This is a genomic window from Paraburkholderia sp. BR10937 (assembly GCF_040965695.1).
Lineage (GTDB): Bacteria > Pseudomonadota > Gammaproteobacteria > Burkholderiales > Burkholderiaceae > Paraburkholderia.
On the sequence record NZ_JBFRCL010000012.1, the window covers coordinates 1 to 14,429 of the forward strand.

A 14,429-nucleotide genomic window follows, 5' to 3' on the forward strand; every position below is an offset into this window, starting at 1 on the left:
CACCAGCGTCGTGTCCGGCTTCATGGCAGGCCCCGCAGCGGTTGCAGCAGTCTGCCAGCTTGCCAGCGCTCAAAAACACGACATCTGTAAATAGCCAGAACACGACATTAGGACGTAGCCCCCACAGTAAAAACTGCGATAATTTATGTTATGTCAAATCACGTAGTGTTCCTAAGTAGAGCGTTGAAACGTATTCCGTAGCGCCCTCATCAGCGCGTCGCCCTCAATTCCCTCGACTGTCATGCTTTGTCAGCAGTCTGCTCGTAGGTGGAACGCGCCAGATGCTCGTGCAATCCGGCTATCAATTCCGCACGCCGGGCCGGATAGCGCGAGCCCTCGACTACCGAAAGAATCCGGTCGGTCCGGAATGTCCGAAAGGCGCCTCGCAGTTCACACCAGGCGGCAAGCACGCGGGCGCTATCCATCAAGCCGATCTGTACGGGCCAGACCACGCGTTGCGAGCGACGCCCGGCTGCATCGGCATAGACGATCTTCAGGCGGTATTGCGCCCGGATTGCTGCACGCAGACGGTCGAGCTCAACCACATTGTCGGGAAAGGACGTTGCCGACGGCCCAGGCAGCGCCAGCGGCAGATCGAGCGTCACAGCCGCATCCGGCGGCAACACGGCGCTGATTTTCGCCCTCGCTGCTTTGGCAGCTGCTATCAGCACGTCATCGCCGCGCTGATCGACGTAGCGCAGACCCAGCATGATCGCCTCGAGCTCCTCGCGCGCGAACATCAGCGGCGGGAGGAAATAGCCGGGTTTCAGCAGATAACCGACACCCGCACTGCCTTCGACGGGTACACCCTGCGCCATCAACTCCGCCACGTCGCGATAGATCGTCCGTTCCGAAACAGCAAGCTCGTCCGCGAGCCGGGCGGCGTTCGGTTGCCGAGCTTGTCAGCAAGCTCGGATCGTTGGGCATTGTTTCGCGTGCAAAAAATGGCTAGTACCCTATGCGTAATCGCGCGAGCAGTTGCATCACGAGGGAGTATTTCCGCAGCTGGCTGCGAGCGCACGGGTCGATCTCTGGTTACCTGCAGACAGCGCTGTGGCGTTGCTCGGTCACCGGACATTGCGCTTACCAAAGGGCTAGCATACCCCGTACCTTTGTACTCTTCCCGGACTGGTCTTTAAGGACTAGGCTACTCATCGTGTCGTTGCGTTTCGCCGATTCAGGGCAAGATGAAAGACTTACATTGTCTGGAATTCACGTGCATACCGAACCAAAAAAACTATTGCTGTCGTGGACGATGACGCGGCCGTCAGGATCGCGATCGCTGGTCTGGTGAATTCGATGGGCTGGGATGTGCGCCCGTTTGCCTCCGGATTCGAATTCTTGCGGTCGAACATCATGAGTGACGTCGCATGCCTGATTACCGACGTGAGAATGCCGAATATAACTGGGGTGCAGCTGCACGACCGACTCGTAAGTCAGGGCTTCGTTGTACCCGTAATTTTTATCACGGCGTTTCCGACAGCCGATCTCACTGCGAAACTGAACAAGGATGGTGTCATCGCCATTTTTGAGAAACCTGTCGACGCAAACGTGTTGGCAGACTGCATCAATACGAATCTAGGCAAGCCGTAGTAGGCTGGATCGGCTCGTGCTCGTGCTCGTGCTCGCGGTGCGGTACTTACGCACGCCGTCGAAAGCCTTGTTGACTACATCGGCGTCAAGTTGACGCAGAGCCGTATTGCAGCCATTGCAATTGTTGGTGCTCTTAGTTCCTACGTAAGCGGGCGGCCACCCTCGCAATTACCGGATCTGGTGTGCAAACATGTGACGTTCCTGCGTGCCGCTTATAGATAAGGATACCTTATCGGTTAGGACAGCATTCCAGATAGCGCCTTGCTCGTCGACCGCTATGCAGCCGGGTTGCCAATGTTCAGGGTTGCGCAGTTGGTTCACCCAGCCTTGAACCTCTCCTTGGAAGAAGACCACGACGCCACCCTTGCCAACCAGCGCCTCCTGCTCGCGATAGCGACGCGCATCATCGAACATTGTCACAGTCGAATTTCCTTGGTCAATCGGTGACGGCTTCGACCCGAAACTGGTTGCTGAGCGAAACCGTCGAATCCTTACCGCACGACGTGCACGTAACCTGGTCAACAAAGCCCGACAGATCACCCTCGTGGCATGCGCCTGCAAGCGTGCTCTCGAAACGATTGTGTTCCTTGCACCAGGGGCACTTCCAGTCGTCAATGGATAGGGTCGGTCGCGGCATATCGCTTTCCAATTTTCCGATATGTTGCGATTCGCGGTGAAACGCCGATTGCGCGCCGCGGACCCGTTCAGTAGAGAAGTTTTATGGCGATAACAAATACGATAAAGCAAAGTGCCCAAAGCACTATAGGTCCAGAGGCACCCTTGAACTTAAACCCCAGCCCCTCGAACTCGATCCGGCCGGATGAGCTCTCCAGAAACACGACTATGCATATTGAAGCGAACGCTGCGGCCGGTAAGCCCATGGTAGCCGCGAAGTGCTCCTGGCCAATACGCCAGACATCCGGGCTCAAGATCATCGCGATCGCCGCAGCCACGATGAACGTGCCGCAAAAAATGACGGCCGCGACTAGAACGAGCCGGTGGGCGATCTGCGGGCAAGCGGTTGTTCAGCCCTGTCGCGCTCACTAGTGGATGCGCTAGCGGCAGCCCCCCCACGACGACGTCTACTTAAGTTCCACGTTACAAGACCAAGCACGGTAAGGACAAGCACGACCCCAAGTGCCGCTACCACGCGCACAAACAAAGCAGCGTGTGAACCGATATCGGTCATCATCGTGCCACTCCTCCTATGAAGGCCAATCAGTGAGTTTGCACTGTTTTCCTACACGGTGATGACGAGTTCGGTGTACTTCGACAGATGCCCGTCCGAAGTTACCAACCGCAACGGCTCCGACATTGCCTGCGCAACCAGAAGTCGGTCAAATGGATCGCGATGAATGTCAGGCAGGTTGCGAACCAACGCTGCGTGAACCGCCCGTACCGGCAGTTCCAAGAATCCGCTGGCTGCAATCTCCGAGACAAGCAGATCGACGTCGGCCTCAAGTTTGCCTAGACCGACCTTGATTGAGGCCTCCCAGATGCTAGCGGCGCTTACAAATACTTCCTCGGCTTCCAGAATCAGCGTGCGCGCCGCTTTGGTCAGCTTGCGGTCGTCCATGACCGACCAGAGGTAGACGTGTGTATCAAGAAGCAGACGCATCAACGACCCTCGAAGGCTGCGATCAGATCATCGGGGAGCGGCGCATCGAAGTCGTCCGCAATACGGACCTTGCCCTTGAGGCCACCGAAGCGCCGCGTGACCTTCGTCTTTTCAATTGGCACCAGTCGGGCGGCCGGCTTGCCGGCCTTGGCGATGACGATTTCCTCGCCGCCGGCGGCGGCATCGACCAGCCGCGAAAACTGCGTTTTCGCTTCATGAATATTGACGGTCTGCATAACTACTCCTAGTGGACTAAGCCCATGTTAGTCCACCTGCTCACGCCGGTCAAGCGGCAACCGCTTGTCAATGAATAAACGGCACAAACACACGAGGCTCGAACTGCGACTGCGTCTCGGAATACGCGCACTCCTCGGCTTGTTCAGAGGGAGTTTGGGACCAACAGACCCAAAATGCGCGTGTGTGGGCACTTCCACCCCTTGATCTCTACCGATCTCCCGGCGCACACTGTATAAACGTACAGCATTGGAGGCGGTATGGGGCGACGCGACGTCTGGGTGATGGCGGCTGGATGGAAGGCCGATGCGAAGCCATGGTCCCGCGCCTGATCCAATGTCCACGCCAGCCTATGGCGCGCTGCCCGACTACGCGGAACTGCAGTGTGCTTCGAACTTCTCCTTTCTGCGTGGCGCCTCACACGCGGACGACCTGGCCGCGCGGGCGGCACAGCTGGGCTATAACGCGATCGCCGTAACCGATGAGTGTTCGCTCGCGGGCGTGGTGCGCGCGCACCTCGAGGCGAAGGAGGCGGGTATCCCGTTCATCGTCGGCTCGGAATTCGCGTTGACCAATGCTGACGGTGCGCCGGCCCTTCGGTTTATTGCACTCGCCATGACGCGGGACGGCTACGGCAATCTGAGCGAATTGATCACGCTTGGGCGCATGCGTGCGGACAAGGCCAGCTACCGGCTCGCCACCCGCGACCTTGACCACCCGGAATCGTCGCAGGGGCACCTCAAGGGCCTTCCGGATTGCATTGCGATCCTGAGCCCAGATTACCAACCAGGCACACCTCCTGCGCCGCCAGCCCGTGCCGCCTCACAGGAGGAACCCATGACGTCCGCCCCCACATCCGGGCAACCCACCGGCGCCGGCTCGCACCCTGAGCCGACGCGCGCACAGCGCGTCGCCGCCTGGCTCGGTCTGTGCGCGGTGCCACTCATCTGGCTGCTGCATCTGGCGCTCGGCGTCACGCTCGTTTCGACGGCCTGCGCCGACGCTGTCACGCAGGATCCAATACCAGGCTGGCACGGCACGCAGTGGATCCTCGGCATCGCCTCGGTCTGCGCGCTCGTGCTTGCGCTCGCTATTACGTACGCTGCTGGTCGCGCCTGGCGCAAGATTGCCTACGTCGCGCACGAAAAGCACGACGCCAGGCGCTTCATCGCATGGTGCGGCGCGACAGCTTCCGTAGCCTTTACCTTCGGTCTCGCGTTTTCGATCTGCATACTGATCGCGGTACCGATCGAGCGTCTCTGTACGGCCTTCGACTAGGCATCGCGATCTCCGCGTTGCAACCGCCGCCAAACAGCCCGAATACGCCTGTATAGCGCCCGTTATCCGATGGATCGGATGACGGGATCGTAGCGCCATCCCTCGCGGCTCCATTGCATCGTATGCGTCGGCGCGAGCGCGGCGATGAAGTCGGCGTCGTGCGAGGCCACGATCAGCGCGCCCGGGAAGTCGGCTAGCGCCTCTTCGATCGCGCGCACGGATTCCAGGTCCAGGTGGTTGGTCGGCTCGTCGAGCAGCAGCAATTGCGCCGGCGCGCCGCGCCAAAGCGCGCAGGCGAGCGCGGCCTTCAGCCGCTCGCCGCCGCTCAGATGGCGCGACGGTTGCGTCACGCGCGCGGCATCGAGTTGCAATAGCGCGAGCCGGCTGCGCAACTCCCCTTCTGCGAGCGGTGTGTCGAGCAACCCGAGCTGTTCGACGATCGTGCGGTCGGGATCGAGCTGCGCGAGTTTCTGGTCAAGGTACGCGCTGCGGACATGCGTCACGCTGTGCCCCGCTTTGGGCGCGAGCTGTCCCGCGAGGAGGCGCAGCAGCGTCGACTTCCCGCATCCGTTCGGGCCCGTCAGCGCGACGCGCACAGGGCCGCTGCACGACCAGGTGAGCGTGGCGGCGGGATCGTCGTGCGCGTGCCAAGGCAGCCTCGCGGCTTCGAGCGTGAAGACCTGGCGGCGCGCGCTGACCTCCGCGCCCGGCAGCGCCACCAGCACGGGCGCATCGGGCTCGACACGCGCGGCGGCCTCGCTAACGCGCTCATCGAGCGCCGCCTTGTGCTCGCGTTGTTCGGCCCTCACCTGCCCCATCACATTGCGCGCACCGCACTTGATCCCCTCTTTCGCCATCGAGGATAGATTGGCCGTCTTCGCGTCACGCAATGCTCCGGCGGCATGTCGCTGGATCGTGTCGTGTTCGCGCTGAAGCCTGCGCGCGGCGCGCTCGCGTTCGGTACGCGCATGGCTGAGCGCGTTTTTTGCCGCCTCGTGTTCCGCATCGCGCTGGCCGCGGTAGCTGGCATAGTTGCCGCCATAGCTTCGCAGTCCCCTGGGCGTGACCTCGACGATGCGCTGCATGTGCGCAAGCAGCGCACGGTCATGGCTCACGACGACGAGGCCGCCGCGCCATCCCGCCAGCGCGCCGCGCAGCCACGCGCGGCCGACGGCGTCGAGGTGATTGGTCGGCTCGTCGAGCACGAGCAAGCCGGCGTCCGCCAGCAGCGCGCCGATCAGGGTGACGCGCGCAAGCTCGCCGCCGCTGAGCGTTTGCGCCAATGTGTCGGACTCCAGATGATCGAGCCCCGCCGCATCGAGCGCCGTGCGCAGGCGCGCGGCGAGATCCCAGCGCTCGCCGATTTCGTCGAAATCGCCGGTGTCGGCCACGCCGTTTGCCAGCCGCGCCAGGGCCGCGAGCGGCGCGTCGAGCCCCGCGACCTGGGCGACGGTCTGGCTGTCGTGCGATGCGTCGAGGGGCTGCTGGGCCGCGAACGCGACCCTGATGTGCCGGTCAATCGAGCCTGATGTCGGCGCGATTCGCCCGGCGATCAGTTGCGCGAGCAGGCTTTTGCCGACGCCATTGCGGCCGACAATGCCCGTGGGCACGCGATCGAGAACGAGGTCCAGCGAGTCGAATAGCGTGACGCCGCTATCGAACCGGAACGAAACGTGATGGAATGCGACAAGCGTCGCGGCTGGCGTGACTCGCGCCATAAGCTTCTCCCGAATGTATGAATCCACTCGCGCAGCGTGTATCACGCTGGCGCGAAAACATTTTTGGGGAAAGCTTAGTTGTCCACTTTGGCTGGAGTCCGGTGTGCAGGTATGGAAGGCGCATGATAACAACGAGCGATGCCTGGCACAAGCCGTACGCTTTAAAAGCGATCGATCATGCCGAACTGCACGCCGCGCACAGGCGCGCCCGGCCATGAAGGCGGCAGGCCGGTGACGTTCACGCCGCGCAGCGTGAAGGTCGCCTCATTGCGATTGCGCAGCCAACCTGCGCTCGCGTAGAGCAGTACGCGCTTCGAAAGGTCGTACTCGCACGCGGCGCTGAACTGGTCGGCGTCGTTGTCGGCGCCCGAGAGGTCGTGCACCCACGCGTAACCGAGCGAAGCGCGAAACCGCGAGGTGATCGCATAGCGCGCCGAGACCGAGACGCCGTTGTTGTGGTTGCGCGGCGTGCCGCCATCGCCGTTGAAGTACGCGAGAAATCCGGTCACCGGGCCGAGCACGTACGACACACCGCCCAGATTGGCTCGCAGCGCGCCATCGCCGTTTTGCTGTTGATGCGCGTAGGAGATGCGAAACGGCCCGTGCCGCCACTCGACGGTTTCGATGTTGCCCGCCAGCCCGTTACTGCCCGTGGACGGATCGCGCAGCGAGGCCATCAGCGTGGTCGAGAAGCCGTAGATGTCGGGAGACAGATACGAGATCGCGTTGCTTTCATAAGGCGTGATCTTCGAAAGATTGTTGAGGCCCGAAGCGATGGTGCCCGCGCCGAACGCGTCGAGCTGTCCCTTGAACGGGATATAGATCGGCGAGTATTGCCGCCCCACGCGCACCGTGCCCCACTGTGTGCCGAGTCCTATCCACGCCTGGCGGTTGAAGATCGTGTTGGCGACGGCAAAGGTGCCGTCGTTGGAGCCGAAGCCGTTTTCCAGCTCGAACAATATCTTGATGCCGCTGCCGATATCCTCCACGCCGCGCAGCCCGAAGCGCGAGCCGCGATACGCGCCCGAGTCCATGCGTGCGACCCAGCCCGCGCCCGGGTTCGTCACTTCGATGCTCGTGTCGAGTGCCCCGTATAGCGTGACCGAGCTTTGCGCGTGTGCGCTTATCGTGTGCAACGTGGCGAAGGTTGCCGCAGACAACACCGCCCAGGCGCGCGTCGCGCGCAATGTTCGACTCATGAGGGAAAAGCGGGTGAAGCGCACGAGCGGTGCGTCGCATGCTGCATGAAGGGCGGCAGGCGCCGTGCTTGTGGCCTGCCGCCGCGTGGAAAAACCGCAAGCCGCGGCCACCCGTTGCTGCCGGGCGGCCGCGCGTTGCTTATTGCTTCGGCAGCGCGTAGGCAATCACGTAGTCGCCGAGCTTCGTGCCGAACGAGCCGTGCCCGCCTGCCGCGATCACGACGAACTGGCGGCCATTCACCGCATACGTCATCGGCGTGGCCTGACCGCCTGCTGGCAGACGCGCTTGCCAGAGCCGATTGCCGTTGTTTACATCGAAGGCGCGCAGGTAGTTATCCGCCGTCGCGCCGATGAAGATCACGCCGCCCGCCGTCACCATCGGGCCGCCCAGCATCGGCATGCCCGTGCGGAAGGCCACGGGAATCGGCGAACTGTCACGCGTCGTGCCGATGCGCTTTTTCCAGACGATCTGATTGGTCTTCAGGTCGACGACGGAGATATAACCCCACGCCGGCTGCTTGCAGGGCAGCCCGATCGGCGACATGAACGGATTGAGCGTCACGCCATAAGGCACGCCGTATTGCGGCTGGATGCCCGCCTCCGTGCCGCTGCCCTTCGCGCCCGGCTGCGGCTCGATCGGATTGCCAGGTCCGCGCGGAATGAGCCGCGAGACGAATGGCAGCGCGATGGGGTTCGCCACGGCGATCTGCCGGTCGGTGTCGATAGCGAGGCCGCCCCACTCGAACATGCCGAGGTTGCCCGGGAAGATCAGCGAGCCTTGCAGCGAAGGCGGCGTGAAGGTGCCTTCATAGCGCAGCTGGTGGAACATCACGCGGCAGATGAGCTGGTCGTACATCGTGGCGCCCCACATGTCGGCGTCGGTGAGATTCTTCGACGGCCGGAACGTGAGCGCCGAGAACGGCTGCGTGGCCGAGACGTGGTCGCCGGGCGCGGCGCCCTGCGGCACCGGCATTTCGGGCGCGGGCACGACGAGTGCGCCCGTGCGGCGGTCGAGCACGAACAGGTTGCCCGTCTTCGCAGGCGCGTAGACCACCGGCACGGTCTTGCCGTCCTTGTCGGTGATGTCGGCGAGCGTGGGCTGCGAGGGCTGATCCATGTCCCACAAGTCGTGGTGCACCGTCTGGTAGAACCAGGCGAGCTTGCCGGTCGACGCGTGCAGCGCGAGCAGGCCCGTCGCGTAGCGCTCGAGGTCGGGCGTGCGGTCGCCGCCCCAAATGTCCGGTGTCTTCACGCCCATCGGCAGATAGACGATGTCGAGCTTCGCATCGTAGGCGGCCGGCGCCCACGAGTTCGGCGAGTTCCACGTGTAGTGCTCGCCGGGGCCCGGAATCTTGTTCGGGTCCGCCGCGCCCGGATCGAACGCCCACAGCAGTTGACCCGTGCGCACGTCGAAGCCGCGAATCACGCCCGAGGGCTCGCGCGTCGAAAAGTTGTCTTCCACGGCGCCCGCCACGACGATCACCTTGTTCGTGACGACGGGCGGCGAAGTGGGCTCGTACATGCCCGGTGTCGTCACCGGCATGGCGTGCTGCAGGTCGAGGTCGCCGTTGTTGCCGAAGCCCGCGCAGCGCTCGCCCGTCAGCGCATCGAGTGCGTAGAGGTGGCCGTCGTTCACGGGCAGCAGGATGCGGCGCATGCAGGTGCCGTTCGCGGCGACCGGCGTCGCTGCGGCCGCGGGTGCGCTCGCGGGCGCGGCGGCTTCCGTCGCCGACGCGGGATCACTGGCTGGCGCAGCCGCTTCGGTGCCCGACGCCGCCGCGGGCTTCGTCGCCGTCGCGGCCAGGTCCGCCGCCGCGGCGTTCACAGACGCCGCCGAAAGATCCACGAACGACACGCCCCGGCAGGTCACGTGCTGGAACGAGGGATCGGCCTGCAGCTTCGGATCGAACTTCCATTTGAGCTCGCCGGTTTGCGCGTCGAGTGCGAACAGGATCTGGTGCGGCGAGCACAGGTAGAGCAGATCGCCGATCTTGATCGGCGTGACTTCGTTGGTGATCTCGACCGGATCGTTGGGACCTTTCGTGTCGCCGGTGCGGAAGGTCCAGGCCACCTGGAGGTTATGCACGTTCTCGGGCGTGATCTGCTGCAGCGGCGAATAGCGCGTTCCTTGCTGGTCGCGTCCATAGGCGGGCCATTCGGACGGCTCGATGCCGTCGACGTTCGGTGCGGGCGTGGCCCTCACCGCCGCGAGCGAGCCGTTGATCTGCTGCGGGTCGTTGAAGTGCGCATACACGAGCACGCCGCCCCACACGAGCAGCCCGACCACGAGCGCAAGCACGCCGAACTGGCGCGGGCGCTCGAGATGCCAGCTCATGAGCACGAGCAGCCAGATGCCGAACACCACCAGCACGCCCGAGCGCGGCACGAGGGCCCAGAAGTCCGGCCCCGACTCCCAGAGGCCCCAGATCGCCGTCCCGATCAGCACGATCGCATAGAGCACGAACGCCGAGGGGCTCGCGCGCCACAGCAGCCACGCGAAGACAAGCAGCAGCACGCCCGTCACGACGTAGTACGGCGAGCCGCCGAGCGACATGAGCCACGCGCCGCCAGCCAGCAGATACACCGCCGTGAGCAAGGTGAACAGCACGGAAATGACGCCGATGAAGCCCAGCGGTTTCGATAGTCTGGCCATGATCTCAACCTTCCTCGAAGAATGTCGTCTGCGATGGCGGAAAAAGCGTGGCGTCAGAACACGTGCATCATCCCGACATAGGCGCCCGTCTGCGATTGGCCAGCCATGGGGCTGGTCGGCGTGCTCGAGTCGCGCGGCGTCGCGAACACCGAGAACGTGCCGTTCTTGCTGTTGTCCACGTAGGCCACCGTGCCGTACAGGAACGTGCGCGCACTGAGGTTGTACGTCGCGCCGAGCGCGTAGAGCATGGCGTGGCTCGCGGGGTCGTGCGAGGCGTCGCCGCCGCCCTCGCCGACGTGAATATAGAAACCCGCGGCGGTCACTGCCCACTTCGGCGTGGCCTGGTAAGTCGCGCCCAGCCAGTAGTGGTCGGCGGTATCGGAAATGCCGGGCGGCGAATCAGGTGCGGAGTAATGCGTGTACGCGGCCTGGATCTTGAACTTCTGCACGCGCAGGTTGCCGCCCACGAAGTATTCGCGCGAGGCCGTGAAGATGTTGGAAAAACGCCCGCTCGAATCGCGCAGTTCGTCGTAGATGCCGCGCAGGTCGAAGAGCGGCGAGTGATACGAGAGCATGATGCCGTCCGAGCGGCCGAACTCGCCTTCGGCGCCGGCGTTGAAGTTGCCTGGCTGGTTGCCGAACGAATACTGGCCCTGCACGTCGAGACCGTTCCACACCGGGCTGTGATATTCGACGTTGTTGCTCGTTTGCTGCCAGTTGCGCCCACGCACGAGCGAAGCCGACGACACCGCCTGCTGCACGAACGGGTCGAATGCCCACACGCCGTCGCTGTCGATGAAGAGATTACGGCCGGCTTGCAGTTGCCCCCATGTGTCGTTCTTCAAACCCACATACGCGCGCCGCGACCAGAGCCGGCCGCCGCCTGTGGTGCCGTTCATGATCTGCACGGCGGTTTCGAGGTTGAAGATCGCGGCGCTGCCGCCGCCCAGGTCCTCAGTGCCTTTGAGGCCGAACATGCTGGTGCCCCAGTCGCCGCCTTCGGCGCTCCAGCGGCTCGAACTGCCGCCGCTGCCGTTCGCGATGTGATTGAGGTATTCGATGCCGCCATCCACGCGGCCATACATCGTGACGCTCGATTGTGCGCTCGCGGCCGAACTGGCGGCGAGCAGAACCACTGCGCCCAGAGTCGTTTTCACGTTGGCTCCCTCGTGGAGTCTTCTTGCTTGGTCCGGTCCATGCCGGGGCGGATAACGTGGTTGAACGTGCAGACAAGCCGGCGTGGCCGGGCCCATGCCAGCCACATCGCGCACTAAAAAGCATAGCGCGTGGTGAAGAAAGCCGTATTCTGGCTGGACGGTGGACAGTTGCATGCGCGCGACGGCGCCACTGGCGCCGGGCATATTGCGTGCCGCGCCGCACCATGCGCGGCGCATCGTGGGGGCGACTGCCACGCACGACAAACCGAACGCGAACGCGGTGCTGATCCGCGCGCATCACAACGCGACGCTTTCGAACATCCGCAGCTTCGGCCCGACGATCAGCGCGGTGCGTATCGGCGAAATCGCGTTCGAACCTGCGGCGTGAGGTGATTGACGCTAGCGCGCGTCGTGCCGCGAATCGGCCTTCGCGGCGTCGCCACGCTGCGCCGGTTGCGGCTGAGCCGAGCGCACAGCGTGAAAAACCGGCAAACGCCAGCCGAAGTAGAGCGCGGCCAATCGCAGCGACACGCAGGAAATCACGGCCACCCAGGGGGTCCAGAACGTCGACCAGCCCGCGTACGTGAGCCCCACCTGCACGGCGGCCCCAAGCAGCGCCGCCGACGCATAGATCTCGCGCTCGAGTATGGCGGGCACGCGAGAGAGCAGCACGTCGCGCATCACGCCGCCGCCTACCGCGCTCACGATGCCGAGGATGATGGCCGGCTCCGCACTCTGGCTGTACGCGAGCGCCTTCTGCGCGCCCGCCACGGCAAAGAGCCCAAGACCGATCGCATCGAACAAGAGCACGGGATGACGCAGTCGCCGCACCTGCGGATACGCGGCAATGGTCAGTCCCGTCGCCAGCAGCGTGACGGCGAGGTAGGCCCAGTTCGCGAGCCCCGCGGGCGGCACCGCGCCGATGCAGAGATCGCGGATGATGCCGCCGCCGCACGCCACCATGAAGCTCACGACGACGATGCCGAACAGATCGAGCCGCCGCTGCCGCGCGGCCACGGCGCCGGAGATCGCGAAGGCGAACGTGCCGATCAGGTCGAGTGCCGTATAGGCCGTGTGGGCGTTGAGATGCGCGCCCACGTGCGCCCCGAGTGCCACGCTCACGCCGCCTCGCTTTCGCGGCCGAGCCACGCGGCGGCCGCGCACAGCATCGCTTCGAGGCCGGTGCGCAAGGTAGGGTCGAGCGCCGGCGCGAACTTCGGCGAGTGGTTGCTCGGGATTTCGTTGAGCTTCTTCGCGGCCCTGGCTTGTGCGTAGACCTCGGGGTCGGTGCTGCCCACGAACCAGAACGCGTACGGCACGCCCCATTCGCGGCCGAACACGCTGAAGTCCTCGCTGGCGGCGGCCGGCTGCGTTTCGTAGGCGCGCTTGCCGAACCATGCCTCGAAGGCCTTGCGCAGGCGCGCCGTGGTGGCGTCGTCGTTCACCGTGAGCGGATAGCTCGACAGCATCGTGAATTCCGGCTCGCGCGGCGCATTCGAGGCCGCGCATTCGGCGCAACAGATGCGGCGGATCGCGCCCAGCATGTACTCGCGCACGTCGTCGTCAAAGGTGCGCATGTTGAGCTTGAGCGTGGCGTCGTCAGGGATGATGTTTTCCTTCGTGCCCGCCTGCAACGAGCCCACCGTGAGCACGGCGGCTTCGCGCGGCGAGATTTCGCGCGACACGATGGTCTGCAGGCGCAGCGTGGTGGAAGCCGCCATGATCACCGGGTCGATCGAGGTTTGCGGCTGCGAGCCGTGCGAACCGCGGCCGAACAGCTTCACCTTGAGGCTGTCGCCGGCCGAGAGGATCGTGCCGCTGCGATAGCCCACGGTGCCCGCCGGGCCCACCATCACGTGCTGGCCGAGGATCACGTCGGGCTTCGGAAAGCGCTCGATCATGCCGTCGTCCATCATGCTGCGCGCGCCGCGGCCCACTTCCTCGCCGGGCTGGAACACGGCAAGCAGCGTGCCGCTCCATGCGTCGCGATGCGCCGCCATCAACTGCGCCACGCCAAGGAGCCATGTCACGTGCAGGTCGTGCCCGCACGAGTGCGCGACGCCGACCTGCACGCCCTCCTCGTCTTTCGCGGTCACAGTGCTCGCATATGGCAGGCCCGTGGCTTCGGCCATGGGCAGCGCGTCCATGTCGGCGCGCAGCATCACGACCGGGCCCTCGCCGTTGCGCAGCACGGCCACGACGCCCGTCACGCCCACTTCGCGGGAGACTTCGTAACCGAGTTTTTCCATGCGCTGCGCCACGAGCGCCGCCGTGCGGAACTCCTGCATCGAGAGTTCGGGATGCTGGTGCAGATCCTTGTAGAGCACTTCGAGCTCGGGCAGCAGCGCGCCAATGGCGGGGGTCACGGTTTCGACCAGATTGGGCATGGACGACTCCTTCATGCGTATTTCATTGTGCAATGTGCGGCGTGCGCGCCGCGATCTCAAACACCGTCGATCAGGCTCTGCGCAAGCTTGGCTAGCAACTGGTCGAGCGTCTTGCGCTCGTGATCGGTGAGGACGGCCGCGAGTTCGGCTTCGAGCTTCGAGCCGGCCTTTTCCGAGGCATTCGCCACTTTCGCGCCCTCGGGCGTGACGCGCAGCACGACGCTGCGCCGGTCCTGCGCATGCGTGCCGCGGCCAATCAGGCCACGCGATTCGAGCTCGCCGAGCGTTTTGGAAAGCAGCGTTTTTTCGATGAGCGCGCGCTGCGAAACGATCTTGGGCGTGATGCCCGGCTCGGCGCGGATGATGCGCAGCACGCGCATGGCGCGCACGTCGAGATCCCAGCGCTCGCGGTAGACCGCGTTGGCGCGCTCCATCAGCAGCGCGCTCGTTTGATCGAGCCTGAAGGTGAGGAAATCGGAATACAAATGCGTGCTCCCATCCGTACGCTAGCTGGACGCCAGTATAGTCAAATAGTTGAAAATTTCAACTATCTGGATCGGGGAAACAGGCTTGAGCGGATGCAGGCGTGCAG

At 64.2% G+C, this 14,429-nt stretch carries 12 protein-coding genes and 3 pseudogenes; 3 read left to right on the forward strand and 12 right to left on the reverse strand.

Annotation, left to right across the window (positions count from 1 at the left end):
- Positions 1-239: 239 nt before the first annotated feature.
- The gene (locus AB4Y44_RS12165) at positions 240-740 is read right to left on the reverse strand and encodes a helix-turn-helix transcriptional regulator (RefSeq protein ID WP_368699764.1); all 501 of its coding nucleotides are present in this window, start codon (positions 738-740) and stop codon (positions 240-242) included.
- 45 nt (positions 741-785) lie between these two features.
- A pseudogene (locus AB4Y44_RS12170) lies at positions 786-875 on the reverse strand (helix-turn-helix domain-containing protein); the annotation flags it as partial.
- 373 nt (positions 876-1,248) lie between these two features.
- Between AB4Y44_RS12170 and AB4Y44_RS12175 the strand changes: the two are divergent.
- Complete coding sequence (locus AB4Y44_RS12175) at positions 1,249-1,593, forward strand: response regulator (RefSeq protein ID WP_342923327.1); 345 nt, start codon at positions 1,249-1,251, stop codon at positions 1,591-1,593.
- 168 nt (positions 1,594-1,761) lie between these two features.
- Here AB4Y44_RS12175 and AB4Y44_RS12180 read toward each other — a convergent pair whose 3' ends face one another.
- From AB4Y44_RS12180 to AB4Y44_RS12190, 3 genes are all read right to left on the reverse strand, one after another.
- Positions 1,762-2,007 carry a hypothetical protein gene (locus tag AB4Y44_RS12180; protein ID WP_342923412.1) on the reverse strand — a complete coding sequence of 82 codons (246 nt, stop codon included), beginning with the start codon at positions 2,005-2,007 and terminating at the stop codon, positions 1,762-1,764.
- 826 nt (positions 2,008-2,833) lie between these two features.
- Positions 2,834-3,211 carry a type II toxin-antitoxin system VapC family toxin gene (locus AB4Y44_RS12185; RefSeq protein ID WP_342923328.1) on the reverse strand — a complete coding sequence of 126 codons (378 nt, stop codon included), beginning with the start codon at positions 3,209-3,211 and terminating at the stop codon, positions 2,834-2,836.
- Positions 3,211-3,447, reverse strand: a complete 237-nt coding sequence (locus tag AB4Y44_RS12190) for a type II toxin-antitoxin system Phd/YefM family antitoxin (RefSeq protein ID WP_342923329.1) — start codon at positions 3,445-3,447, stop codon at positions 3,211-3,213. The genes AB4Y44_RS12185 and AB4Y44_RS12190 overlap by 1 nt, the downstream gene beginning before the upstream one ends.
- 334 nt (positions 3,448-3,781) lie before the next feature.
- Between AB4Y44_RS12190 and AB4Y44_RS12195 the strand changes: the two are divergent.
- A pseudogene (locus AB4Y44_RS12195) lies at positions 3,782-4,228 on the forward strand (PHP domain-containing protein); the annotation flags it as partial.
- A 557-nt stretch (positions 4,229-4,785) separates the two neighbouring features.
- Here the strand turns inward: AB4Y44_RS12195 and AB4Y44_RS12200 are convergent.
- From AB4Y44_RS12200 to AB4Y44_RS12215, 4 genes are all read right to left on the reverse strand, one after another.
- A complete protein-coding gene (locus AB4Y44_RS12200; RefSeq protein WP_342923330.1) occupies positions 4,786-6,441 on the reverse strand; it encodes an ABC-F family ATP-binding cassette domain-containing protein in 1,656 nt (551 codons plus the stop codon).
- 161 nt (positions 6,442-6,602) lie between these two features.
- Entirely contained in the window at positions 6,603-7,640 is a 1,038-nt protein-coding gene (locus AB4Y44_RS12205; protein WP_368699669.1) for a porin, read from the reverse strand.
- 139 nt (positions 7,641-7,779) lie between these two features.
- On the reverse strand, positions 7,780-10,293 hold the full coding sequence (locus AB4Y44_RS12210; protein WP_368699670.1) for a glucose/quinate/shikimate family membrane-bound PQQ-dependent dehydrogenase: 2,514 nt from the start codon (positions 10,291-10,293) through the stop codon (positions 7,780-7,782).
- 53 nt (positions 10,294-10,346) lie between these two features.
- Entirely contained in the window at positions 10,347-11,450 is a 1,104-nt protein-coding gene (locus AB4Y44_RS12215; protein WP_368699671.1) for a porin, read from the reverse strand.
- A gap of 253 nt (positions 11,451-11,703) precedes the next feature.
- Here AB4Y44_RS12215 and AB4Y44_RS12220 point away from each other — a divergent pair.
- Positions 11,704-11,838 (forward strand): annotated as a pseudogene (locus AB4Y44_RS12220) (cysteine hydrolase); the annotation flags it as partial.
- 11 nt (positions 11,839-11,849) lie between these two features.
- Here the strand turns inward: AB4Y44_RS12220 and AB4Y44_RS12225 are convergent.
- The 3 genes from AB4Y44_RS12225 to AB4Y44_RS12235 are packed head-to-tail and all read right to left on the reverse strand — an operon-like array spanning position 11,850 to position 14,322.
- Positions 11,850-12,572, reverse strand: a complete 723-nt coding sequence (locus AB4Y44_RS12225; protein ID WP_342923334.1) for a trimeric intracellular cation channel family protein — start codon at positions 12,570-12,572, stop codon at positions 11,850-11,852.
- Complete coding sequence (locus tag AB4Y44_RS12230; protein WP_368699672.1) at positions 12,569-13,837, reverse strand: M20 family metallopeptidase; 1,269 nt, start codon at positions 13,835-13,837, stop codon at positions 12,569-12,571. Before AB4Y44_RS12230 ends, AB4Y44_RS12225 begins: the two co-directional genes overlap by 4 nt.
- 56 nt (positions 13,838-13,893) lie before the next feature.
- Positions 13,894-14,322 (reverse strand): MarR family transcriptional regulator, encoded by a 429-nt coding sequence (locus AB4Y44_RS12235; RefSeq protein ID WP_342923336.1) that lies wholly within the window; start codon positions 14,320-14,322, stop codon positions 13,894-13,896.
- Between the last annotated feature and the right edge of the window lie 107 nt (positions 14,323-14,429).

What these genes read in the sequence shown, in the direction of transcription:
- AB4Y44_RS12165 (WP_368699764.1), bottom strand. Translation starts at nt 740, where the DNA reads ATGTTCGCGCGCGAGGAGCTCGAGGCGATCATGCTGGGTCTGCGCTAC.
- AB4Y44_RS12180 (WP_342923412.1), bottom strand. Translation starts at nt 2,007, where the DNA reads ATGTTCGATGATGCGCGTCGCTATCGCGAGCAGGAGGCGCTGGTTGGC.
- AB4Y44_RS12185 (WP_342923328.1), bottom strand. Translation starts at nt 3,211, where the DNA reads ATGCGTCTGCTTCTTGATACACACGTCTACCTCTGGTCGGTCATGGAC.
- AB4Y44_RS12190 (WP_342923329.1), bottom strand. Translation starts at nt 3,447, where the DNA reads ATGCAGACCGTCAATATTCATGAAGCGAAAACGCAGTTTTCGCGGCTG.
- AB4Y44_RS12200 (WP_342923330.1), bottom strand. Translation starts at nt 6,441, where the DNA reads ATGGCGCGAGTCACGCCAGCCGCGACGCTTGTCGCATTCCATCACGTT.
- AB4Y44_RS12205 (WP_368699669.1), bottom strand. Translation starts at nt 7,640, where the DNA reads ATGAGTCGAACATTGCGCGCGACGCGCGCCTGGGCGGTGTTGTCTGCG.
- AB4Y44_RS12210 (WP_368699670.1), bottom strand. Translation starts at nt 10,293, where the DNA reads ATGGCCAGACTATCGAAACCGCTGGGCTTCATCGGCGTCATTTCCGTG.
- AB4Y44_RS12230 (WP_368699672.1), bottom strand. Translation starts at nt 13,837, where the DNA reads ATGCCCAATCTGGTCGAAACCGTGACCCCCGCCATTGGCGCGCTGCTG.